22 protein-coding genes are annotated in these 23,494 nt (G+C 62.1%); 15 read left to right on the forward strand and 7 right to left on the reverse strand.

Translation table 11 applies throughout. From position 1 onward, the window contains the following. Positions 1 to 2 precede the first annotated feature (2 nt). The 10 genes from gloA (at position 3) to ruvA (ending at position 9,649) form a co-directional block, all read left to right on the forward strand. Positions 3 to 398 carry a lactoylglutathione lyase gene (gene gloA / locus DD235_RS08995; RefSeq protein ID WP_109061733.1) on the forward strand — a complete coding sequence of 132 codons (396 nt, stop codon included), beginning with the start codon at positions 3 to 5 and terminating at the stop codon, positions 396 to 398. Between the two features lie 12 nt (positions 399 to 410). Then, positions 411 to 1,640, forward strand: coding sequence for a nucleoside recognition domain-containing protein (locus DD235_RS09000; protein WP_109061734.1), 1,230 nt, complete (start codon positions 411 to 413; stop codon positions 1,638 to 1,640). Between the two features lie 16 nt (positions 1,641 to 1,656). Continuing rightward, positions 1,657 to 2,841 (forward strand): glycerate kinase, encoded by a 1,185-nt coding sequence (locus DD235_RS09005; RefSeq protein ID WP_109061735.1) that lies wholly within the window; start codon positions 1,657 to 1,659, stop codon positions 2,839 to 2,841. A gap of 7 nt (positions 2,842 to 2,848) precedes the next feature. Next, positions 2,849 to 4,231 carry an aminopeptidase P N-terminal domain-containing protein gene (locus DD235_RS09010; protein ID WP_109061736.1) on the forward strand — a complete coding sequence of 461 codons (1,383 nt, stop codon included), beginning with the start codon at positions 2,849 to 2,851 and terminating at the stop codon, positions 4,229 to 4,231. A 19-nt stretch (positions 4,232 to 4,250) separates the two neighbouring features. Further along, positions 4,251 to 5,438: an FAD-dependent monooxygenase gene (locus tag DD235_RS09015; RefSeq protein ID WP_109061737.1), complete on the forward strand. Its 1,188-nt coding sequence runs from the start codon at positions 4,251 to 4,253 to the stop codon at positions 5,436 to 5,438. 33 nt (positions 5,439 to 5,471) lie between these two features. Then, positions 5,472 to 6,485 (forward strand): tRNA dihydrouridine synthase DusB, encoded by a 1,014-nt coding sequence (gene dusB / locus DD235_RS09020; RefSeq protein WP_109061738.1) that lies wholly within the window; start codon positions 5,472 to 5,474, stop codon positions 6,483 to 6,485. A gap of 39 nt (positions 6,486 to 6,524) precedes the next feature. Beyond that, positions 6,525 to 6,770 (forward strand): helix-turn-helix domain-containing protein, encoded by a 246-nt coding sequence (locus DD235_RS09025; RefSeq protein WP_109061739.1) that lies wholly within the window; start codon positions 6,525 to 6,527, stop codon positions 6,768 to 6,770. Positions 6,771 to 6,813: 43 nt separating this feature from the next. Then, positions 6,814 to 8,406: a bifunctional phosphoribosylaminoimidazolecarboxamide formyltransferase/IMP cyclohydrolase gene (gene purH, locus DD235_RS09030; protein WP_109061740.1), complete on the forward strand. Its 1,593-nt coding sequence runs from the start codon at positions 6,814 to 6,816 to the stop codon at positions 8,404 to 8,406. 1 nt (position 8,407) lies between these two features. Beyond that, the gene (ruvC, locus tag DD235_RS09035) at positions 8,408 to 8,977 is read left to right on the forward strand and encodes a crossover junction endodeoxyribonuclease RuvC (protein WP_109061741.1); all 570 of its coding nucleotides are present in this window, start codon (positions 8,408 to 8,410) and stop codon (positions 8,975 to 8,977) included. Positions 8,978 to 9,073: 96 nt separating this feature from the next. Next, a complete protein-coding gene (ruvA, locus tag DD235_RS09040; protein WP_109061742.1) occupies positions 9,074 to 9,649 on the forward strand; it encodes a Holliday junction branch migration protein RuvA in 576 nt (191 codons plus the stop codon). Positions 9,650 to 9,722: 73 nt separating this feature from the next. Here ruvA and paeA read toward each other — a convergent pair whose 3' ends face one another. After that, the gene (gene paeA, locus DD235_RS09045; protein ID WP_109061743.1) at positions 9,723 to 11,012 is read right to left on the reverse strand and encodes a polyamine export protein PaeA; all 1,290 of its coding nucleotides are present in this window, start codon (positions 11,010 to 11,012) and stop codon (positions 9,723 to 9,725) included. A gap of 230 nt (positions 11,013 to 11,242) precedes the next feature. Here paeA and DD235_RS09050 point away from each other — a divergent pair, with 230 nt between their 5' ends. Both DD235_RS09050 and DD235_RS09055 read left to right on the forward strand, forming a co-directional pair. Further along, entirely contained in the window at positions 11,243 to 12,058 is an 816-nt protein-coding gene (locus DD235_RS09050; RefSeq protein WP_204524221.1) for a ferritin-like domain-containing protein, read from the forward strand. A 47-nt stretch (positions 12,059 to 12,105) separates the two neighbouring features. Continuing rightward, positions 12,106 to 12,882, forward strand: a complete 777-nt coding sequence (locus tag DD235_RS09055; RefSeq protein ID WP_109061745.1) for an alpha/beta fold hydrolase — start codon at positions 12,106 to 12,108, stop codon at positions 12,880 to 12,882. Between the two features lie 132 nt (positions 12,883 to 13,014). On the opposite strand, the gene ilvC is transcribed toward DD235_RS09055, so the two are convergent. The 4 genes from ilvC to ubiM form a co-directional block, all read right to left on the reverse strand. After that, positions 13,015 to 14,031, reverse strand: a complete 1,017-nt coding sequence (ilvC, locus tag DD235_RS09060; RefSeq protein ID WP_109061746.1) for a ketol-acid reductoisomerase — start codon at positions 14,029 to 14,031, stop codon at positions 13,015 to 13,017. A 99-nt stretch (positions 14,032 to 14,130) separates the two neighbouring features. Further along, a complete protein-coding gene (gene ilvN / locus DD235_RS09065; RefSeq protein WP_109061747.1) occupies positions 14,131 to 14,622 on the reverse strand; it encodes an acetolactate synthase small subunit in 492 nt (163 codons plus the stop codon). Positions 14,623 to 14,631: 9 nt separating this feature from the next. Further along, positions 14,632 to 16,344 carry an acetolactate synthase 3 catalytic subunit gene (locus tag DD235_RS09070; RefSeq protein WP_109061748.1) on the reverse strand — a complete coding sequence of 571 codons (1,713 nt, stop codon included), beginning with the start codon at positions 16,342 to 16,344 and terminating at the stop codon, positions 14,632 to 14,634. Positions 16,345 to 16,758: 414 nt separating this feature from the next. Beyond that, the gene (gene ubiM, locus DD235_RS09075; RefSeq protein WP_109061749.1) at positions 16,759 to 17,925 is read right to left on the reverse strand and encodes a 5-demethoxyubiquinol-8 5-hydroxylase UbiM; all 1,167 of its coding nucleotides are present in this window, start codon (positions 17,923 to 17,925) and stop codon (positions 16,759 to 16,761) included. A 181-nt stretch (positions 17,926 to 18,106) separates the two neighbouring features. Here ubiM and argA point away from each other — a divergent pair, with 181 nt between their 5' ends. The 3 genes from argA (at position 18,107) to DD235_RS09090 (ending at position 21,806) form a co-directional block, all read left to right on the forward strand. Next, the gene (gene argA, locus DD235_RS09080) at positions 18,107 to 19,465 is read left to right on the forward strand and encodes an amino-acid N-acetyltransferase (protein ID WP_109061750.1); all 1,359 of its coding nucleotides are present in this window, start codon (positions 18,107 to 18,109) and stop codon (positions 19,463 to 19,465) included. Between the two features lie 66 nt (positions 19,466 to 19,531). Then, positions 19,532 to 19,804, forward strand: a complete 273-nt coding sequence (locus DD235_RS09085; RefSeq protein ID WP_109061751.1) for an oxidative damage protection protein — start codon at positions 19,532 to 19,534, stop codon at positions 19,802 to 19,804. A gap of 238 nt (positions 19,805 to 20,042) precedes the next feature. After that, positions 20,043 to 21,806, forward strand: coding sequence for a SulP family inorganic anion transporter (locus DD235_RS09090; RefSeq protein ID WP_109061752.1), 1,764 nt, complete (start codon positions 20,043 to 20,045; stop codon positions 21,804 to 21,806). Positions 21,807 to 21,900: 94 nt separating this feature from the next. Here DD235_RS09090 and DD235_RS09095 read toward each other — a convergent pair whose 3' ends face one another. Continuing rightward, positions 21,901 to 22,305 (reverse strand): YidB family protein, encoded by a 405-nt coding sequence (locus DD235_RS09095; RefSeq protein ID WP_109061753.1) that lies wholly within the window; start codon positions 22,303 to 22,305, stop codon positions 21,901 to 21,903. Between the two features lie 51 nt (positions 22,306 to 22,356). Next, positions 22,357 to 23,430, reverse strand: coding sequence for an alanine racemase (gene alr / locus DD235_RS09100; protein ID WP_109061754.1), 1,074 nt, complete (start codon positions 23,428 to 23,430; stop codon positions 22,357 to 22,359). Between the last annotated feature and the right edge of the window lie 64 nt (positions 23,431 to 23,494).

A 23,494-nucleotide genomic window follows, 5' to 3' on the forward strand; every position in this document is an offset into this window, starting at 1 on the left:
CCATGCGTCTCTTGCACACCATGCTGCGCGTAGGCGACCTCGAGCGCTCGCTCGCTTTCTACACCCAGGTGCTGGGCATGCGCCTGCTGCGCCGCAAGGACTATCCCGAAGGTCGTTTCACGCTGGCATTCGTTGGCTACGAAGACGAAGACCAGGGTGCCGTGATCGAGCTGACCCACAACTGGGATACCACCCAATACGAAATCGGCACGGGCTATGGCCACATCGCTCTTGAAGTCGAAGACGCCTATGCCACCTGTGACCGCGTCCGCGCCCAGGGCGGCAATGTCGTGCGCGAGGCAGGTCCCATGAAGCACGGCACTACCGTCATCGCCTTTGTCGAAGACCCTGACGGCTACAAAATCGAATTCATTCAGAAAGACGGCCGCGCAGACTGATATCGCACCACCATGCTGAACAGACTCTGGCTGGCCTTTTTCGTCATTGCGGCCGCTGCCGGCCTGCATCGCTGGCTGGTCCTCGGTGATACGGCAGTCTTTGCCGGCATGGTCGCCAGTCTGTTCGCCATGGCCAAGCTGTCGGTCGAACTCATGATCCTGCTGTTCGGCACGCTGACGCTCTGGCTGGGATTCCTGCAGATCGCAGAACGTGCCGGACTGGTCGAGCGTCTGGCTGTCTGGCTGGGTCCGCTGTTTGCACGTCTGATGCCTGAAATACCGCGCGGTCATCCGGCCATCGGCCTCATCACCCTCAACTTTGCCGCCAATGGCATCGGGCTGGACAATGCCGCCACCCCGATCGGTCTGCGCGCCATGCGCGAGTTGCAGACACTCAATCCACGTCCCGATACCGCCAGCAATGCCCAGATCCTGTTCCTGGTGCTCAATGCGTCGTCGCTGACGATCCTGCCGGTCACCATTTTCATGTACCGTGCCCAACAGGGCGCGGCAGACCCGACCCTGATTTTCCTGCCCATTTTGCTGGCCACCAGCGCCTCGACCCTGGCTGGCCTGTTCGCCGTTGCCGTGGCCCAGCGCCTGCGCCTCTGGGACCCCGTCGTCCTGCTCTGGCTGCTTGGCACCGGACTGATCCTGGGCGGGCTCATGGCGCTGCTGGCTGGGCTGTCGGCCACGGCCCTGGCAAGTGTGTCTTCACTGGCAGGCAATCTGTTCCTGTTTGGCATCATCATGCTCTTCCTGGTGGTCGGTGCCATCCGCAAGGTACCGGTCTACGACGCCTTCGTCGACGGTGCCAAGCAAGGTTTCGGCATCGCCCGCGACCTGCTGCCCTACCTGGTCGCCATGCTGTGTGCCATCGGGGTACTGCGCGCCAGCGGCGCTCTGGACCTGCTGCTTGAACAGATCCGCTGGCTGGTCACCTGGCTCGGCGTGGACAGCCGCTTCGTCGATGCCTTGCCCACCGCATTAACCAAACCCTTCTCGGGCAGTGCCGCACGCGCCATGCTGATCGAGACCATGCAGCATTTCGGCGTCGACAGTTTCCCCGCGCTGGTCGCCGCCACCATCCAGGGCAGCACCGAGACCACCTTCTATGTATTGGCTGTCTACTTCGGTGCCGTCGGCATACAGCGCAGCCGCCATGCGGTCAGTTGCGCCCTGCTGGCCGATCTGGCCGGCATCATCGCGGCCATTGCCGTATGCTATTGGTTCTTCGGCTGAATGGAAGCACCCCAGCATGTCGCGCACTGCCCCCTACCGCATCGTCATCGCGCCTGACTCATTCAAGGAAAGTCTCTCGGCCGAGCATGCAGCCCACGCCATCGCGGCAGGCATCCGCCAGGTCCTGCCAGATGCCGAACTGCTGTGCCTGCCCATGGCCGACGGCGGCGAAGGCACGGTGGATGCGCTGCTCTCCGTGCTTGATGGCGAGCGCCGTGAACACACCGTGCAGGGCCCCGACGGACAGCCTGTTCAGGCCCACTGGGGATGGCTGCCCGAGTCACGTACCGCCCTCATCGAAGTCGCGGCCGCCATCGGACTGGCCCATGCACCACCCGCTCGGCGCAACCCGCTGACAGCCAGCAGCTACGGCGTCGGTCAGCAGATCATGGCCGCCCTGGACGCAGGTGCCGAACAGATCATTCTGGGCCTGGGCGGCTCGGCCACCAACGACGGCGGCACAGGCATGCTGACGGCCCTGGGCGTACGCCTGCTGGATCGCCATGATGCCCTGCTGCTACCCGGTCCCGGTGCATTGCCGCAACTGCATCGCCTCGATCTTGAAGCGCTGGATCCACGACTTGCCAACACCCGGTTCCATATTGCCTCCGATGTCGGCAACCCGCTCTGCGGCCCACAGGGAGCCACGGCCATTTTCGGCCCCCAAAAAGGCGTGCGTCCCGAACAGGTGGCCGAACTCGACGGTTATCTGGACCATTTTGCCGATATCTGCCATGCCACCCTGGCAAGGGACCTGCGCGACCACCCGGGCAGCGGTGCCGCAGGCGGCATCGGCTTTGCAGCGCTGGCATTTTTCAATGGCCATTTCAGGCCGGGCGTCGAAGTGGTCGCAGAACAGGTCCGGCTCGCCGAGGCGCTGGCCACGGCTGATCTGGCCTATACCGGGGAAGGTCGCCTGGACCGCCAGACCCTGATGGGCAAGACACCTGCCGGCGTCGCCCGCCTGGCACAACAGGCCGGCTGCCCGTTGATTGCGCTGGCAGGCATGCTGGAAGATGGCTATGAAGCGCTTTACGACATCGGACTGAGTGCCGCCTTCAGCCTGGTGCCGGGACCGATCACGCTGGAGCAGGCCAGGCACGACGCCGCGCCGTTGCTGACCCGCGCCGCACGCGACAGCGCACGCCTCTGGCTGGCTGGCCGCCCCCGGCACACCGCCTCCATGGCAAAGCAAGGATGAGATACACATGAGCCTGCCTCCCATTGACACCAATCCCTTCGTGGAACGGCGTGAACGCCTGTTCGACCTGATGCATGCCCTGGGTGGCGGCATCGCCATCCTGCCCACGACTCCGGAAATTCGCCGCAACCGCGACAACGAATATCCCTACCGACACGACAGCGACTTTTTCTACCTGTCGGGTTTCACCGAACCAGAGGCCTGGCTGGTCCTGATCGCCGGCGAGAACAATCGCAGCATTCTCTACTGCCGTGACAAACACCTGGAGCGCGAGATCTGGGATGGCTACCGATTTGGCCCGGAAGCGGCTGCGGAGCACTTCCAGTTCGACGAAGCCCTGCCCGTCGAACAGCTTGATCAGACCCTGCCCGAATTGCTGCAGGACCAGCCCATCCTCTATGCGCCGCTGTCCGAACAGGACACGCTGGACCAGCGTCTGCGCCAATGGCTTGCCGCAGCCCGCCAGCGCAGCCGGGCCGGTTTCCAGACACCTGCCAGGCAACTGGACCTGCGGGTCGTGCTGGCCGAAATGCGACTGATCAAGGATGCAACCGAAATCGACACCATGCGACAGGCCGCCCAGATCTCGGCGCGCGCCCACGTCCGCGCCATGCGTTCGGCACGACCCGGCCTGCGCGAATACCAGATCGAAGCAGAGTTGCTGCACGAGTTCCGCCGTCATGGAGCCCAGGATGTCGCCTACGGCTCCATCGTGGCCACCGGTGCCAATGCCTGCGTACTGCACTATCGTGCCGGCGATACCCAACTGCGCGACGGCGATCTGGTCCTGATCGATGCCGGCTGCGAGCTCGACAGCTACGCAGCGGACATCACCCGCACTTTTCCGGCCAATGGCAGGTATTCGGGCCCACAGCGAGCCCTGTATGACCTGACAGTCGCTGCCGAAGCGGCCGCGATTGCCGTCACGCGCCCTGGTGCCAGCTGGAATGCCGGCCACGAAGCGGCCGTGCGCGTGCTGGCGCAAGGCATGATTGACGAAGGACTGTTGCAGGGATCACTCGATGGTGTCATCGAATCGGGTGCCTACAGTCGCTTTTACATGCACCGCACCGGGCACTGGCTGGGCCTGGACGTACATGACGTCGGTGACTATCGCGAACCGCCGTCTCTGCTGCAAAGTGCCATTGCCGGCAGTGGCCCCCGCCCCTGGCGCACCCTGCAGCCCGGCATGGTCCTGACGATCGAGCCGGGTATCTACGTACGGCCGGGTGACGACGTAGACGAACGCTGGTGGAATATCGGCATCCGGACCGAAGATGATGCGCTGGTCACGGAAACCGGTTGCGAATTGCTGACGCGCGGCGTACCCGTCGATGCCGACGAGATCGAAGCCATCATGCGCGATGCCCCGCCCCTGCTGACGAACTAGCGTGAACCCGAAGGTTGCAATGGATACTCCGCTCTACGATATCGCCATCCTGGGCAGCGGCCCGGTCAGCAACACACTGGCGCAACTGCTGGCCCAGATTGCCAATACGCCCAGCCGCATTCTGCTGCTGCGTGATGAACGTCCCGAAAACCTTGATGCGACAGCCCTGGATCCCCGTGCACTGGCGCTCAACCAGGGTAGCCGGGTCCTGCTCGAATCCATCGATGCCTGGCCTGATCAGGCAGCCGATATCCTGACAGTCCATGTCTCCCAGCAGGGACGACTGGGCCGCACGCTGATTTCGCATGCCGACATGCAGACACCCCGACTGGGCAGCGTCGTCACCTACAGTGCGCTGCATGAACGGCTCAACCAGTCACTGCAGATCACCGGTGTGACTGTCGCAGGTGGACCGCCCGCCCTGATTACAGGGCAGGACGACCGGGGTATCACCATCCGCCAGGGCCAACAGACCTATCACGCCCGGCTGGCAGTCCTGGCCGATGGCCAGGCACAGGCCCCTTTGACCGAAGATGAAAAGGAAGCAGCCGCCCGAACCCGTGACTACGGACAGCATGCCATCCTCGCCACAGTGCATGCCAGCAATCCGCTCCCGGGCCGCGCCTGGGAACGCTTTACCCGGCAGGGCCCCCTGGCCCTGCTGCCACATCCGCAGCGGCATGATCTCTACGCGCTGGTCTGGTGCCAGCCCCAGGCACAGGCCGAAGCCCTGCAGGCGCTTGATGACAGCCATTTCGGGCAGGCACTGGAATCCGCTTTCGGACTGCGCCTCGGCACGCTGCAACCCTATGGGCCACGCCATGCCGTCCCATTGCGGCTGACCATGCGTCAACGCACGCTGCGTGGCCGCATCGTCACGATCGGCAATGCAGCCCAAACTCTGCACCCCGTCGCCGGGCAGGGCCTGAACCTTGGATTGCGTGATGCAGCCCAACTCTCCCTGGCGCTGCGCGACTGGCTGCGTGCGAATACGCCTTGTGGCACACCCGACCTGCATGATTGGCTGATGCAACGCAAGGCAGACCGAGCCCTGACGATCGGCATCACCGACCTCCTCGCCCGCAGCTTCAGTACCGGCCTGTCCCCTGCCGAACACGCCGGCGGACTGGCCTTGCTCGGGCTGGACCTGATGCCCACCCTGCGCCAGCCCCTGGTCCGCCACTTGTTACAGGGGCTGCGGATCTGACCCCCTTTGCTGCAGGCGGGTTAAAATGCCCGCATGCGCATCGGCCCCCATACCCTTCCCAACAACGTGCTGGTCGCCCCGATGGCCGGAGTGACCGACCGCCCGTTCCGCCAGTTGTGCAAGCGGCTCGGGGCTGGCTATGCGGTATCCGAAATGGCAGCCAGCAATCCACGCCTGTGGGACAGCGTCAAGACGTCGCGCCGTCTCGACCATGATGGCGAGATCGAACCCATCGGCGTACAGATCGCCGGGGCCGACCCCGAGATGATGGCTGAAGCCGCCATCTTCAACATCGGCAAGGGTGCCCGCATCATCGATATCAACATGGGCTGCCCTGTCAAGAAAGTCTGCAGTGCCGCCTCCGGTTCGGCGCTACTGCGCGACGAAGCCCTGGTGGCACGCATCCTGCGTGCAGTGGTCGACGCCTGTCGTCCCTACGACGTGCCCGTCACGCTCAAGACCCGTACCGGCTGGGACCGCACTTCCCGCAATGCCCCCCGCATCGCACTGATGGCGCAGGAGATCGGCATTGCCGCCCTGACCCTGCATGGGCGCACCCGTGCCGACCTGTACATGGGCGAGGCCGAATACGACACCATACGCGAGGTCAAGTCGCTGCTGGAGATACCGGTGATCGCCAATGGCGACATCGACAGCCCGCACAAGGCCCGTGCCGTGCTGGAGCATACCGGTGCCGACGCCGTCATGATCGGCCGCGCCGCACAGGGACGTCCGTGGATCTTCCGCGAAATCGACCATTTCCTGCAAACAGGTACAATGCTGCCCCCGCCCTCTTATAGCGAGATGGCGACATTGCTACTGGACCATCTGGACGACCATTACCGCTTCTACGGCGAATATACTGGCGTACGGACGGCCCGCAAGCACATCGGCTGGTATCTCGGCCATCTTCCCGGCGGACAGGCGCTGTGCGCGCACATCAATACCCTGGACTCCTCGACTGCGCAGCAGCATGCGCTGTCGCAGTGGTTCGCGCACCAGACCGCACCGCCCGCAGAAGCCACCGCCGAGATCCTGGCCGCCTGACCTGCCTGCGACATCCTTTTACCCGAATATCTTCCGATCATGAGCAAGAATCCCAACATCCTGGAACACTGTGTACGAGAAAGCCTGGAACAGTACCTGGCCGACCTCGGCGAAGGTGGAACACCACACGACATGTGGGAGATGGTCATGCGCTGCGTGGAAAAGCCCGTGCTCGAAGTCGCTTTGCACCATGCTCAAGGCAACCAGTCCCGCGCCGCCGAATACCTCGGCATGACCCGCAATACCCTGCGCAAGAAGTTGCTGGCGCATCAGTTGCTCGACTGATCCTTTTACGTACCAGTTTTCCATTCCCTGGACCGCTAGTCCCATGAAAATCCAAACTGCCCTGCTTTCCGTATCCGACAAGGACGGCATCGTCGAATTCGCCCGCGCGCTGTCCGCCGCCGGTGTACGACTGCTGTCCACTGGCGGCACCGCACGCCTGCTGACCGAAGCCGGCCTGTCCGTCACCGAAGTCGCCGAGCACACCGGCTCACCCGAGATCCTCGATGGCCGCGTCAAGACGCTGCATCCCCGCATCCACGGCGGCCTGCTGGCCCGTCGCGACGATCCGGCCCACATGGCCACGCTCGACGAACAAGGCATTGACCGGATTGACCTGCTGGTCGTCAACCTCTATCCGTTCCGCGAAACCATCGCACGCGATGGCACCACCTTCGCCGATGCCATCGAAAACATCGATATCGGCGGTCCTGCCATGCTGCGTGCCGCCGCCAAAAATCACGGCACTGAAGCCGGTGGTGTCGCCGTCGTGATCAACCCGGCAGACTATCCGCGTGTGCTCGAGGAAATGGCCGGCAACGGCAACCAGGTGTCGTACGCACTACGCCTGGAATTGGCTGGCAAGGCCTATGCCCATACCGCCGCCTACGACGGTGCCGTGTCCAACTACCTGAGCAGCTTGGTCGAAGCCGCACCTGTACCCGACGAGCGGCCAATCCGCGAACCCTGGCCACGCATCCTGAACATCAACCTGGCTCGCCAGCAGACCCTGCGCTACGGCGAGAACCCTCACCAGTCAGCCGCCTTCTACGCCGACGCCTACGTGCCGAACGGCCTGCTGGCCAATTACCGCCAGTTGCAGGGCAAGGAACTGTCCTACAACAACATCGCCGACGCTGACGCCGCCTGGGAAACCGTACGCAGCTTCGACACTCCGTCCTGCGTCATCATCAAGCATGCCAACCCCTGCGGCGTCGCCATCGCCGCCACAACGGAAGAAGCCTACCGCAAGGCCCTGCAGACCGATCCGACCTCGGCCTTTGGCGGCATCATTGCCTTCAACCGCCCGGTCGACGTCGCAACGGCCAAGGCGGTAACCGGCCAGTTCGTCGAAGTACTGCTGGCACCGGGCTATGACGGTGCGGCGCTCGCCATCCTGGCCGAGAAAAAGAACCTGCGCGTGCTCGAAGTCCCACTAGGAGCCGGTCAGAACGGTTTCGACGTCAAGCGCGTGGGCGGGGGCTGGCTGGTCCAGGACCCCGACTTCGGCCGCATCAACCGCGAAGACCTCAAGGTCGTCAGCAAGCTGGCACCTACCGAAGCGCAATTCGACGATCTGCTGTTTGCCTGGAAAGTGGCCAAACAGGTCAAGTCCAATGCCATCGTCTTTGCCGCCAACGGCATGACACTGGGTGTCGGGGCCGGCCAGATGAGTCGCATCGACTCGGCTCGCATCGCTTCCATCAAGGCCGAAAACGCCGGCCTGTCGTTGCAGGGTTGCGCCGTGGCGTCGGATGCGTTCTTCCCGTTCCGTGACGGTCTCGACGTGGTCGCCGATGCTGGCGCAACCTGCGTGATCCATCCGGGTGGCAGCGTGCGCGACGATGAAGTCATCGCTGCGGCCGACGAGCGCGGCATCGCCATGGTCTTCACGGGCATGCGCCATTTCCGCCACTGAGATGCGCATCCTTGGGGTGGATCCCGGCCTGCGACGTACCGGGTTTGGCGTGATCGAACTGGATCGCGGCCAGGTCCGGTATATCGCCAGCGGTGCCATCGTGGTGCCGGCAGACCAGCCCATGTCGGAACGGCTGCGAACCATCCTCGCCAATCTGCGCGAGGTGGTTCGCCAGTATGAGCCCGATATTTCCGCCCTGGAAAAAGTATTCGTCAACACCAACCCGGCCTCGACGCTGCTGCTGGGCCAGGCCCGCGGCACCGCCATGTGTGCACTGGCCGATGCAGGCCTTGCCGTGCATGAATACACGGCGCTGCAGATCAAGAAATCTGTCGTCGGTACAGGTCGGGCCACCAAGCATCAGGTCCAAACCATGGTGCAGCACCTGCTGCGCCTGAACGGCCTGCCCCCGCCCGACCCCGCCGATGCCCTGGCCTGCGCCATCTGCCATGCCCATACCGGACAACTGTCAGAACGCGTCCTGGCCATCGACGCCCAGACCGGTGCAACCGTGAACCTGCCTCGCCATCGCAAGACCCTGCGCCGGGGACGGGTCATCGGCCACGGATAAAATCCTCGTCTACCCTCGACACAGTTTCCGCATCATCGGGCACGGCCCGATTCCCAGGGATCACCCTGCCCTCACTCGCCTTGGAGAAACCTCATCATGATCGGCCGTCTGACTGGCACTCTCGTGGAAAAATCCCCGCCCACCCTGTGCATAGACGTGCAAGGCGTCGGCTATGAAGTGGATGTTCCCATGAACACGCTGTACGCACTGCCGGAAGTCGGGCAACAGGTCAGCCTGTTCACGCACCTGAGCGTACGCGAAGACGCCCATATCCTCTATGGTTTTGCCACCCGTGAAGAACGGGGGGCTTTTCGTACCCTGATCAAGGTCAGCGGCATCGGGGCTCGCATGGCACTCGCGATCCTCTCCGGTCTTTCGGTCGCAGAACTGGCACAGGCCATCACCCAGCAGGAAAGCGCGCGCCTGACCCGCGTGCCGGGCATCGGCAAGAAAACCGCCGAGCGCCTGCTGCTTGAGCTGCGCGGCAAGCTCGGCGCAGACCTGGGCAATACCCCCCAAGCCGTTCCGGCAGGCAGCCAGTCCGACATCCTCAATGCCCTGCTGGCACTGGGCTACTCTGACAAGGAGTCGCAGGCAGCCCTCAAGAAACTGCCCGCCGATATCGACGTGGCCGCCGGCATCAGGCTGGCACTGCAAGGCCTGGTACGCTGAATCCAGGGTGCGTTGATTTTTATTGCGCGGTGGTCGAGCCCGGCACCGTCCGGATCGGGCCATCGACGAGGACTCATTCACGCAGCCGCGTCACCATCACCTGGTCAATCCGGAAGCTATCCACATCCATGACTTCGAAGCGGTAGCCACCCCAGGTCACGGTATCGGTGCGGCGCGGCACGCGCCGCAACATCACCATCAAAAAACCGGCCAGCGTCTCGTATTCATCCGCCTCGGGCAACACATCGATGTCCAGCACACGCTGCACATCCTGGATCGGCGTCACACCATCGATCAGCCAGGAATCGGCATCGCGCCGGATGATCTGCTCTTCATCCCAGGGCGAGACGAGATCGCCCATCACCGTGCTCATCACGTCATTGAGCGTGACCAGCCCCACGATCAGGCTGTACTCGTTGACGATCATGGCGAAGTCCTCGCCCACCTGCCGGAACTGCTCCAGCACTTCGGCCAGCGTCAGCCGATCCGGTACCAGCAATACCTTGCGCAGGAGCGTCTCGTCATCCAGTCTGAGCGGCTGGTTATTGAGCACACGCTGGAACAGATCCTTGGCATCCACGTAGCCGATCACATGATCGATATCACCACGGCAGACCGGGTAAGTCGAATAGGGTTCGGCCGAGATCCGGGCGCGAATCACTTCATCCGGATCATCGACCAGAAAATAGGCAATGCGATCGCGCTGGGTCATGGCACTGGGTACCATGCGCGTCGTCAGTTCAAAGACATTCTCGATGACCTGCTGTTCTCCGGCCGCCAGCGCGCCCGAGCGCGTGCCCGCTTCGGTCAGTGCCAGGATGTCAGCCGACGTGACCCTCTCCTCGCGCTGCGCAGGTGCTCCCAGGAGCTGCAAGGTACGCTGCATCAGCCACGAATAGAACAGCACCAATGGCCGCAGCAGGAAGATCAAGCCATGCATGGGGCGAATGACCCGCAGTGCCACCTGCTCCGGCAGCAGCATGCCCAACTGGCGCGGCACCAGATCGGTCAGCAGGATAAACAGCGAGGTGATCAGAAAAAAGGAAATCAGGAAGGCCAGCGGCTCGCTCCAGGCCGGCTCCAGCCAGAACGCCAGCAGGGCATTGATGTACGGACTGAACACGGACTCACCGACGATCCCGCCCAGGATGGCCAATGCGTTGGTGCCGATCTGCACCACGGTGAAATAATGTGCGGGTTGCTCCTGTGTCTGGAGCACAGTGCGGGCGCGTTCATCGCCCTCGTCGACCATGCGCTGCAGGCGCAGGCGGCGCGATGCTGCCATCGATATTTCGGCCAGCGAGACAAAGGCACTCGCGCCGATCAGCAGTAAAAGCAGTAAAAGACTCTGGATAAAACTCATAGGCTCACGGGCACGCCACCCGATGGGATGGCTTCATGCATGAGGCACTCGAAGAAACGACACGACGGAGCCCGGCCTTGCATCGTGCAGCCGGGCAGACTTGAGTTGCGTGGAGCAGTCTGACGGTCGTTTCAAATCGAAACGCCTCGGCCAGCATACCAGTTTCAGTCAGCTTGTGATAGGGTCTCGCCTGCTCAGTGCAAACCTTCATACCGATTGTCGATATCCTCATGCATGCTCCCATGCCCGATTGTCTGGCCGCCTGTGCGGTCGACGTCCTGAACACCGCAGATCCTGCACAGAAGACAGCCCGCTCACGTGCCTACGCCCGTGCCTGGCTAGACGCCCGCGCCAGTGGCACGCCCATGCCAATCGGTCAGGCTGCCGCCCCGGACCACCCGGCCCGCCCGGCGGATCCGGAACTCCTGTCGCCAACCCAGGTACCGCGCCGCAATCCCGGCAGCCCACGCGGGCGTATCGCCCTGCTGCACGCCGTGGCCCACATTGAGTTCAACGCCATCGACCTGCACTGGGACATCATCGCCCGCTTTACCGATACCCCCATGCCCCTGGGTTTCTACGACGACTGGGTTCGAGCCGCCGATGACGAATCACGACACTTCCATCTGGTCAACGACTGCCTGATCGCACAGGACAGTGGCTATGGCATGCTTCCTGCCCATGCCGGCATGTGGCGATCTGCCGAGAACACGGCCCATGACCTGATGGGTCGGCTGGCCATCGTGCCCATGGTGCTGGAGGCACGCGGGCTGGACGTGACACCCGCCATGATCGAGATTTTCCGCAAGGCTGGGCAGGCCGACGCGCTTGCCGCACTGGAAACCATCTACGCCGAAGAGGTTGCACACGTTGCCTATGGTTCGAAGTGGTTCCATTTTCTGTGCGGACGATATGACCTGGATCCCAAGGAGGCCTTCCATGACAAGGTGCGGCAGTACTTCCGGGGTTCACTCAAACCGCCTTTCAATGACGAAAAACGGGCCGAGGCCGGATTGCCGCCAGACTTCTATTGGCCGCTGGCCTAAACTGATGCTGTACAAGCATCCACGGTATTCCGTACAAGGGCAACAACATGACAGTCTTCAATCATCGGGACGGCGAGCATCTTCAAATCAACGACGCGCGCATCTACTACGAACAGCAGGGCCATCAGGACGGCCCTGCACTGATCTTCCTGCATGGTGGCCTCGGCGATGTGGAAACCTTCAACACGCTTGCAGCACACCTGGGCAAGACCTATCGACTGATCGGCATCGACAGTCGAGGGCAGGGAAAATCCACGCTCGGCACTTCGCCTCTAACCTATAAGCGCATTCAAGAGGATGTAGAAGCCGTGGTCCGGCATCTGGCATTGACCAATGCCAGCATCATCGGCCACAGCGATGGCGGCATCGCAGCCCTGCGCTTGGCCGCAAGCGGCACTCCATGGATCAACAAGCTCATTACGATTGGCGCGCACTGGGCGTTGTCGGCAAACGACCCGACCCGCGAGATGTACGCGGGCATCACCGCCGCAGATTGGCGCGAGATGTTTCCTGAAGAGGTCGATCGCTACCTGGCATTGAACCCGGAACCTGATTTCGAAAGGCTGATGACGGCGGTGCGCACGCTTTGGCTGGACGACAGCGAAGAGGGCTACCCCGGCGAAACCGTGTGTACCATCAGCGCCAGCCTGCTGGTCGTGCGGGGCGATGACGACCCGCTCGTCTCCCGTACCAATGCCGTCGAACTGGCAGACCGTGTGGCAGGGGCAAAGCTTCTGAATCTGCCATTCGCTGATCACTCTGCGCAGGAAAGCCAGTCACAGTGGCTACTGCCGGTGCTGAATACATTTCTACAGACGCATTAGCAGGTGCAGGTGCAGAAGCGCTTCGGCCAGCGATACCGACGACAAAAAACCCGGCACCTTTCCAGGCACCGGGTTTCAGATAGCCACCACACCATGCCAGGCCTTAAAAACCCGACACAGCCTGGAGAATGATCAGTTCTTGGTCTGGTCAACCATCTTGTTGGCAGCAATCCACGGCATCATCGCACGCAGCTTGGCACCGACCTGCTCGATCTGCGAGTCGGCGTTGATGCGACGACGCGAAGTCAGCGTGGGCGCACCGGCAGCGTGTTCGAGGATGAACTTCTTGGCGTATTCGCCAGTCTGGATATCCTTGAGCGCCTGGCGCATGGCCTTGCGGGTTTCTTCGGTCACGACCTTGGGGCCGGTCTCGTACTCGCCGAATTCGGCGTTGTTCGAGATCGAGTAGTTCATGTTGGCGATACCGCCTTCATAGATCAGGTCGACGATCAGCTTGAGTTCGTGCAGGCACTCGAAATAGGCCATTTCGGGTGCGTAGCCGGCTTCCACCAGCGTGTCGAAACCGGCCTTGATCAGCTCGACGGTACCGCCGCACAGCACGGCCTGTTCGCCGAACAGATCGGTTTCGGTCTCTTCGCGGAAGTTGGTCTCGATGATGCCGGCACGGCCACCGCCGTTGGCGCTGGCGTACGACAGGGCGATATCACGGGCAGCTCCGGACTTGTCCTGGTAGACAGCTATCAGGTGAGGCACGCCGCCGCCCTGGGTATAGGTGGCACGCACAGTGTGGCCGGGGGCCTTGGGCGCGACCATGATGACATCGATGTCATCGCGCGGCACGACCTGACCATAATGCACGTTGAAACCGTGGGCGAAGGCCAGTGCGGCACCTGCCTTGATGTTGGGCGCGACCTGGTCGCGGTACACGGCGGCGATGTTCTCGTCGGGCAGCAGCATCATGACGATGTCGGCAGCCTTGACGGCCTCGGCCACTTCCTTGACTTCCAGGCCGGCGTTGGCGGCCTTGTTCCACGATGCACCGCCCTGGCGCAGGCCAACAATGACCTTGACACCCGAATTGTGCAGGTTCAGCGCATGGGCATGGCCCTGCGAACCATAACCGATGATGGCGACGGTGCGGCCCTTGATGAGGGACAGATCGCAATCCTTGTCGTAGAAAACCTTCATGTGTGCTCTCCTGTGTATTCAGTCAGATTCAGAAATTGGAATATGCATTGCTGCAGAACCGGCCATGCAGGGCAACCCACCCTGCATACCGGCGCTGCGTCAGACTTTCAGTACCCGCTCGCCCCGGCCGATGCCGGACGCGCCCGTACGGACCGTTTCGAGAATGGCGCTGCGATCAAGTGCATCGATGAACGCCTGCAGCTTGTCCTGCGCACCGGTCAGCTCGATGGTATAGGACTTGTCGGTCACGTCGATGATGCTGCCGCGGAAGATATCGGCCATGCGCTTGACCTCTTCACGCTCCTTGCCCACGGCACGGACCTTGATCAGCATCAGCTCACGCTCGATATGCGGACCTTCGGTCAGGTCCACCACCTTGACCACGTCGATCAGGCGGTTGAGATGCTTGGTGATCTGCTCGATCACGGCATCCGAACCGGTCGTCACCACCGTCAGGCGCGACAGCGTGGCATCCTCGGTCGGTGCCACGGTCAAGGTCTCGATGTTGTAGCCACGGGCTGAAAACAGCCCCACCACCCGCGACAGCGCGCCGGGTTCGTTCTCCATGAGAACCGAAATCACGTGTCTCATGTCGTCTCCTCAAAGCTCTTGCGAGCCCATCATCATCTCGGTCAGGCCACGGCCTGCCTTGACCATGGGCCAGACGTTCTCGGTGCGGTCGGTCAGGAAGTCCAGGAACACCAGCCTGTCCTTCAGGGCGAAGGCCTCGCGCAACGCGCCCTCGACATCGCCCGGCTTTTCGACGCGCACGCCGACATGACCGAAGCTCTCGACCAGCTTGACGAAATCGGGCAGCGAATCCATGTACGACTCGGAATAGCGCGAACCGTATTCAATCTGCTGCCACTGGCGCACCATGCCCAGGAAACGGTTGTTGAGACAGATGATCTTGGGATGGATCCGGTACTGACGGCAGGTCGCCAGCTCCTGGATGTTCATCTGGATCGAGGCCTCGCCGGTGATCACGGCCACCTCGGCATCGGGGTGTGCCATCTTCACGCCCATGGCGTACGGCAGGCCCACACCCATGGTACCCAGGCCACCCGAATTGATCCAGCGGCGCGGCTTGTCAAAGCCATAGTATTGCGCCGCCCACATCTGGTGCTGGCCCACGTCGGAAGTGACATAGGCATCGCCGCCGGTCACTTCCCAGAGCTTTTGCACCACGAACTGCGGCTTGATGACTTCATCGGAGGGTTCGTAGGCCAGGCACTGCTTGCCGCGCCAGGTCTCGATCTGCTGCCACCACTTCTCGAAGCGGCCAGCCTTGGGTGCCTCGGGTGCCGTGCGCAACTGCTCGATCATCTCCTGCAGCACATCACGGACGTTGCCGACGATGGGCACATCGACCTTGACGCGCTTGGAGATCGACGACGGATCGACGTCAATATGGATGATCTTGCGTGGATTTTGCGCAAAATGGCGCGGGTTGCCGATCACACGGTCATCGAAGCGCGCGCCGATGGCCAGCAGCACATCGCAGTGCTGCATGGCCATATTGGCCTCGTAGGTGCCATGCATGCCGGGCATGCCCACAAAATGCCGATCACTGGCCGGGAACGCACCCAGGCCCATCAGGGTATTGGTGCAGGGCGCACCCATCAGATCAACCAGTTGTCGCAACTCTTCGGAAGCATTGGACAGGATCACGCCACCACCGGTATAGATCACCGGCCGCTCGGCCTGGCGCAGCATCTGCACGGCCTTCTTGATCTGTCCCTGATGACCCTTGGTGACAGGCATGTAGGAGCGCAGGTGGATTTCCTCACGGGCCGGCGAGTACTTGCACTGCGCCACCGTAATGTCCTTGGGGATGTCCACCAGCACCGGGCCGGGACGGCCGGTACGGGCAATATAGAATGCCTTGCGCATCACGTCGGCCAGATCCTTGACGTCGCGCACCAGGAAATTGTGCTTGACGCAGGGGCGGGTAATACCAACGGTATCGCACTCCTGGAAGGCGTCCTCGCCGATCGCTGCCGTGGGAACCTGACCACTGATGATCACCATCGGGATCGAGTCCATGTAGGCTGTGGCAATGCCGGTCACGGCATTGGTCAGGCCCGGACCGCTGGTGACCAGTGCCACGCCGACCTTTTCGGTCGAACGCGAATAGGCATCGGCCGCGTGCACGGCAGCCTGCTCGTGTCGCACCAGAATGTGTTCGAACTGTTCTTGCTTGTAAATCGCGTCGTAGATGTAGAGCACCGCGCCGCCAGGGTATCCGAAGACGTGCGTCACGCCCTCTTCGACCAGACAGCGCACGACGATTTCGGCGCCATTGATTTCCATGTTGTATTCCTTTCAAAACCGGCTTTGCGACATCGAGTCTTGCCTGCCAGGGTAAGGCGGCAACATGGTTTGCGCTGATCGGAACAGCACATCAAGGCTTGACGGTTCACGGAACCGGGCTACCTGGATGCCCTGCCGACCCGGCGCGCACCACCCGGGGCGCATCGCAACATTCCTGAGAATGCCTGAGGTCGAAACGGAAGCTGTGGCATCACACGCTTGTGGCGCGGCTCGCAGCAGGTTGTATTAGCGCATCGTTCCCGGATGATGGCCGGGTTCTTGTCTGCCAATGCATGTGCGACTGATGAATAAGCACATACAAGAAAACGAATTTACCGCGTTGCAGGGGAATGCGCAAACGCTACGCACCCGATCGGTGCGCAAAGTCCCCTGCCAGTAGCGGGACAGCAACGATCAGCCGGTCAATTGCGAGGCCACCATGCGCTTGAAAGGTGCCAGCGCATCAGCCACGCGCAGCACGGCGCTGCGCAGCACGCGCGCCGGTGCGCGGTCATTGGTATAGAGCGATACCACCAGGTTGGTGGCCGTATAGAGTGGCAGGCTGGCGCGGCGATGTGCCCAGGTATAGCTCTCGAGCAACGAAGCGGCCGCCATGTCCTGGCCTGCGCGGTGGGCTGCGAGTATCCGCTCGGACAACAGCTTGACGCTGGTCAGCCCCAGGTTGAAGCCATGTGCGGTGACCGGATGCATGCCGACAGCCGCATCGCCGATCAGTGCAAACCGCCGGGCATGGAACCGCGAGGAATACACGCCGACCAGCGGGTAAACCGTGCTGACGCTGACACGTTTCATCGTACCCAGGCGGTGTTCGAAACGGCGCTGAATATCGATATTGAAGGCATCTTCGTCGAGCGCCTGCAACTGCTGCATCTGGCTGTGCGGCAGGGTCAGCACCACCGACGCCTGGTTGCCGTTGAGCGGCAGCAGCGCGCGGGTCTGGCCATAGCCGAACCATTCCCAGGCCACGTGTCCGTGCGGCACATCGTGCTGGGCACGGAACACCATCATGCTCTTGCCGTAGTCTTTCATGTGGGCGGGGATGCCCAGCGCCCGCCGTGTTTCGGAAAAACGGCTGTCGGCGGCGATCAGCAGCTTGCCGCCGATTACGCGACCATCTGCCAGGCTGACCGTACAGCCTTGCTCGTCGGTCGATACGCGCTCGACCTTGACCTCGTCGAGCAACTGGATGCGCTCGTTGCCCAGGATATTGGCATACGCCGCCTGGCGGATCAGGTGGTTGGGCACCAGCCAGCCCAACTGGGCCTCGCTGCCTGCTTCTGCCTGGACATGCATGCCATGGCGCGAGGATCCGTCCATGACCTGTGCGTGCTTGAGATCCGAAATTTCTTCGGCCGGAATGCGCTCCCACATCCCCCATGCCTGCATCAGGCGACGCGACTCGTGTGTCAGGGCGATCTCGCGCCCGTCAAAGGCAGCATCGGCCAGCGCTGCGCGCGACTGACGCTCGAGGAGCGCCACCGAAATGCCTGCCTGCGCCAGTACATGGGCCATGCTCAGGCCGGTCGGGCCGGCCCCGACGATGACTACGTCCACATTCATCTCGCACACGCTCCAGTGTCATGTCAATGGGCTGAATTCTACCGCTTTGTTTCTGTAGCCGGTTTTGATTTCAGACAATGCCATCTTCCATATCCGTCTAAAATAAACGCCAACCAAAACCACGGATATGCTGGCGGCTCATGTCGCCCTCCCAAACCCCGACCCGGACTGCCACGACGCCATGACCGATACCCCCGAGCCCGATACCTACTCAGCCCTCGATGCGCCCGAATTCGCGCCGGCTCAGTTCGTTCGATGGTTTCGAGAGGTCGCACCCTACGTCCACGCCTTTCGCGGCAAAACCTTCGTGGTCGCCTTCGGTGGCGAACTGGTACAGGCCGGTGCCCTCAATGCGCTGGTACAGGATATCTCGCTGCTGTCGTCGCTGGGCATTCGTCTGCTGCTGATCCACGGCTCGGAGCCCCAGGTCAACGAGCAACTACGCCTCAAGGGCTATTCGCAGCAGCTCACGCGCGGCCTCAATATCGTCGATGCCGCCATGCTCGAATGCGCCAAGGAAGCCGCTGGCGAAATCCGCCTCGATATCGAGGCCGCCTTCAGCCAGGGCTTGCCCAATACGCCCATGTCGCATTCCCATGTGCGTGTCGTCTCGGGCAATTTCGTCACCGCACGCCCGCTTGGCGTGATCGGCGGCGTCGACTACCGGCACGCCGGTGTCGCCCGCAAGCTCGACCAGGACGCACTCAAGTTCGCACTGTCGCACGACTCAATCGTGCTCATGTCGCCCCTGGGCTTCTCGCCCACCGGCGAAGCCTTCACGCTCGACATGGCCGACCTGGCGACTGCTGCCGCCATCGCGCTGCGTGCCGAAAAACTCATTTTCCTGACCGGCTCCAGCGGCGTGGTGGAAGAAAGCGGCGGCATCGACACCGAACTGGCCCGTGCCGACGCAGACGCCCTGCTGGCAGGCGGCGCGCTCGACGAGGAAACCGCCTTTTACCTCGGCTTTGCCTCGAAAGCCGTCAAGCGCGGCGTGGCACGCGCCCACCTGCTGCCCTATGATCTCGACGGCAGCGTGCTGCTGGAAGTCTTCACCCACGACGGCGTCGGCACCATGGTCGTCGAAGACACGCTGGATGACCTGCGACCCGCCACCATGGATGATGTCGGTGCCATCATTCGCCTGATCGAACCGCTCGAGGCAGACGGCACGCTGGTGCCCCGCGCCCGTGGCGAAATCGAGCGCGATGTCGAGAAATACACGGTACTCGAGCACGACAGCGTCATCTACGGCTGCGCTGCACTGTATGTCCATCCTGACGAAAAAATGGCCGAAATGGCCTGCCTGATCGTACACCCCGACTGGCAGGGCGAAGGCGAAGGCGAGATCCTGCTGCGCCACATCGAAGGGCGTGCCCGCGCAGCAGGCGTCAAGCGGCTGTTCGTGCTGACCACGCGCACCTCGCACTGGTTCATCAAGCGTGGGTTCACGCCCGGTGGCATCAGCGACCTGCCCAGGAGCAAGCAGGCCACCTACAATCCGTCGCGCAACAGCTTGATTTTCATCAAGCGGCTCTGACAGGCCCGCTTGGGTACAATCAGCCACACCACATCGATTCAATTTTCACATGGGAGCCTGTACGCCATGGCACGTATGATTCAATGCGTCAAACTCAAACGCGAAGCCGAAGGACTGGACTATCCTCCCTATCCCGGTGAACTGGGCAAGCGCATCTGGCAAGGGATTTCCAAGGAAGCCTGGATAGAATGGACCGGTATCCAGACCCGACTGGTCAACGAAAACCGCCTCAACCTGGCCGATGCCCGCGCCCGCAAATACCTGGCCGAACAGATGGAACGATTCCTGTTCGAGGATCACGACATCGAGGCCCAGGGTTTCGTGCCACCGTCGGCCTGACTTTGGCCCGATGCATGTCTGGCTGATTTTCGCAATTAGACTTAAGGCCATGAAAATCAGCCAAAATCACGCATCTTCACACAAAACTGCACTTACGGCGTAGAATAAGAAAACTTACAAAATCCTATGCCTGCCGGCGCCCAGACATCCTGGCATGCCCGAACGCCTGCGACATGATTTCCGTTGTGCAACCGACTGACTGCAACCGCAGTCAGTCGTTTTCGTTATCGGCTTCATCATGCGTACACCTCACCCTCACCGGAAGGCTCCGTCCCTCCATCTGGCCCGTTTCCGGCCCGAGTTGCTCAAGATCATCGGCCACTACAGCCGCGACCGTCTGGGGCGCGATATCGGTGCCGGCATCACGGTCGGCGTCGTCGCCCTGCCGCTGGCCATGGCCTTTGCAATTGCCAGCGGCGTCAACCCGGAAGCCGGCCTGTTCACCGCCGTATTGGGCGGATTGCTGGTCTCGCTGCTGGGCGGTTCGCGGGTACAGATCGGCGGGCCGGCCGGTGCCTTCATCGTGGTGGTGTACAGCATCATCGAGCAATATGGCCTGGCCAACCTGCTGATCAGTACGATACTGGCCGGCATCCTGCTGTTCCTGCTGGGCCTGTTCAAGCTCGGCACGCTGGTACGTTTCGTACCACTGCCCATCGTGGTCGGTTTCACCAACGGCATCGCTGTCCTGATCGGACTGACCCAGGTCAAGGACTTTCTCGGACTGGATATCGCCAAGGTACCGGCAGACTTCTTTTCTCAATTGCATGCCATCGGCACGCACATCCAGACCGTATCGCTCTTTTCAGTCGGGCTGGGCGCAGCCTGCCTGCTATTGCTGGCCATCTGGCCGCGTCCCGGCAACCCGTCGCGCCCAGGTCGCCTTGCTCAGGTCACACGCCGCATACTGCCAAAGGCATTTCCGACCCAGGGCCTGCACAATACACTCCAGCGCATTCCGGGCACTGTCGTCGTTCTGGTGCTGGCCACGCTCGCCACCTGGCTGTTCACACTCCCCGTTGATACCATCGGCAACCGTTTCGGCGGCATTCCGCAAAGCCTGCCCCCCTTCGAACTGCCCGAGTTTTCCTGGCTCACGGTCAAGCAGTTGTTCGGGCCCACCATTACCATTGCCGTGCTGTGTGCCATCGAATCCCTGCTGTGCGCACGTGTGGCAGACGTCATGACAGGCGATCGCCACGATCCCAACCAGGAACTGATGGCCCAGGGCGTCGCCAATGCCGTCGTGCCCTTCTTCGGCGGCATTCCGGTCACCGGCACCATTGCCCGTACCGTCACCAACATTCGCGCCGGCGCAACAAGCCCGGTTGCCGGCTGCGTACACGCCCTAACACTGCTGATCATCATGCTGGTCGCAGCACCACTCGCCGTGCATGTGCCGATGGCGGCGCTGGCCGCCATCCTGATGATGGTCGCCTGGAACATGGGTGAATGGCGTGCCTTTGCCAGCCTGAAACGCTTTCCGCTGTCGCACCGCATCATCATGCTGGGGACGTTTCTGCTGACGGTGGTCTTTGATCTGACCGTCGCCATACAGGTCGGCCTCGGACTGGCATGCGTATTCTTTATCGTACACATGGCGGCGACGACACACGTACGACGTGTCGCTCTGGATCAGGAGGCTCCGGACCTCGCCGAGCAGGTGCACGTCTGGGCGCTGTACGGCACATTGTTCTTTGGTTCGACCGACAAGATCGAGCCACTCGAAGCCTCTACGCAACCACCGCCCGCCATCACGATCCTGGATCTGACGTCACTGGTCAAGCTGGACTCCAGCGGGCTGGATGCGCTCGATCATCTGCGCCAGCATCTGCAGCAAAAAGGTAGCCAACTGATGGTATGCGGGCTGGCAGCACAGCCCGAAATAGAAATGAAGCGCTACGGCTTCCTAGACAAGCTGGGTGCCAGCCATGTAGCCTGGGACCTGAAAGACGCGCTCGAACGCAGCCGCCATCTGCTCCAGCCCGCACCGACTGTCTGACAACAGACGGCCCGCAGCAGGCCAGTATCGCTACCGAAGGCGGGAACGACTGCCGATCCCGCCGTCCACCTGCCTTCGTGCACGCTTCCTGTGCTTACTTGAGCAGGCCGGACAAGGCCCCCAGCAAACCGCCGGAATTCAGGGCCTGTTCGTCTGGCTGCCCAGCCGGTGTGGCCTTGTCCACCACTTGTGGCAACAGCGACGTGAGCAGGCTCAGCACCGAACCATTGTCCTGACCCGAGGCCTGGCTCAGTGCGCCAATCATGCTATCGGGCAACACGGCGCGCAACTGATCGGCACTGACCGGCAGATTCTGGCCGGAACCGATCCACGAAGTCACGATTTCGCCCAGCCCCCCTTTGCGGAAACTCTCGATCAGTCCGGTCAGGCCCCCGGGATATTTCTTGATCTGTTCGATCAGCGCAGGCAGCAGGCTCGCCGCCGACAGAGGGGACTGGCCACCGCCCAGAGCCGAAGCAAGGGATCCGAGGATATTCATGAAACGCTCCTGTATGCGTAGATTGGAAGTGCCAGTCTAGCGCAGCCGGATTCAGCCCTGGTACTCGAATGCCACCCGCTTGACATTGCATAGCAATTCGTAGGAGATCGTGCCCACGGCTGCGGCAATTTCGCCGACAGGAATATGTGGTCCCCAGAACTCCACCCAGTCGCCCGAACCCGCCTCCGGCAGATCGGTCAGATCGACCATCAGCATATCCATGCAGACACGCCCGACCAACCGGGTACGTTGCCCCCTGACCCAGACCGCCGTGCCTGTAGGCGCACTGCGCGGATAGCCATCTGCATAACCCAACGCCACCAATCCGATACGCGTACGACGCTCGGCCACAAAAGTAGCACCATAACTGAGCGCATCCCCCGGCTCCAGCCAGCGTTCGGCAAAGATGCCGGCCTCAAGCGTCATCACGGCACGCAGCTCAGGATGCGACCGGGTCTGGTCGACGGGGTCCACACCATACAGCGAAATCCCCTGCCGCCCCCAATTGCCATAGGCTGCCGGCCAGGCTTGTATGGCCGCAGAATTGCTCAGACTGCGCCCGCCTTCGAGCCCGGCCGTGGCCTGGTTGAATCGTTCGATCTGGAGCCGGGTAGCGTCGACAGCCAGGTCATCGGCCTGCGCAAAGTGGGTCATGAAGGTGATCTGGCCGACCTTGCCGCTCTCCAACAGGCGTCGATGGATAGTCGCCACCGCGTCGGGCGCAAAGCCCACACGGTGCATGCCGGTATCTATTTTCAGCCAGACATGCAGTGACCGGCCCGCAGGCAGATCGAGACGTTCGATCTGCTCGACCTGCGCCAGTTGGTGCACGACAGGCCAGATATCCAGGACCACGCATTGCTGCAACTCATCCATATCGAAACAGCCCTCAAGGCTGAGCAAAGACCCCTGGATGCCAGCCTCACGCAAGGCCACGCCTTCAGCCACGAAAGCCACGGCAAAACCATCTGCCGTCTGTTGCAATGCCTGCGCACAGGGAATGGCACCGTGCCCATAGCCATTGGCCTTGAGCACCGCCATGACCTGACCACCATGCGTCTGCCTGGCCACGCCGTAATTGTGTCTGAGAGCCGATAGATCAATCCGGGCGCGTGCGGGTCGCATGAAAAGTCCTGAGTAACGGGAAAATCGAAAGTCTAGCCCATTCAGAGCAGTGTCAATCACTGTT

Source organism: Corticimicrobacter populi, from assembly GCF_003123725.1.
In the GTDB taxonomy this organism is placed as follows: Bacteria; Pseudomonadota; Gammaproteobacteria; order Burkholderiales; family Burkholderiaceae_B; genus Corticimicrobacter; species Corticimicrobacter populi.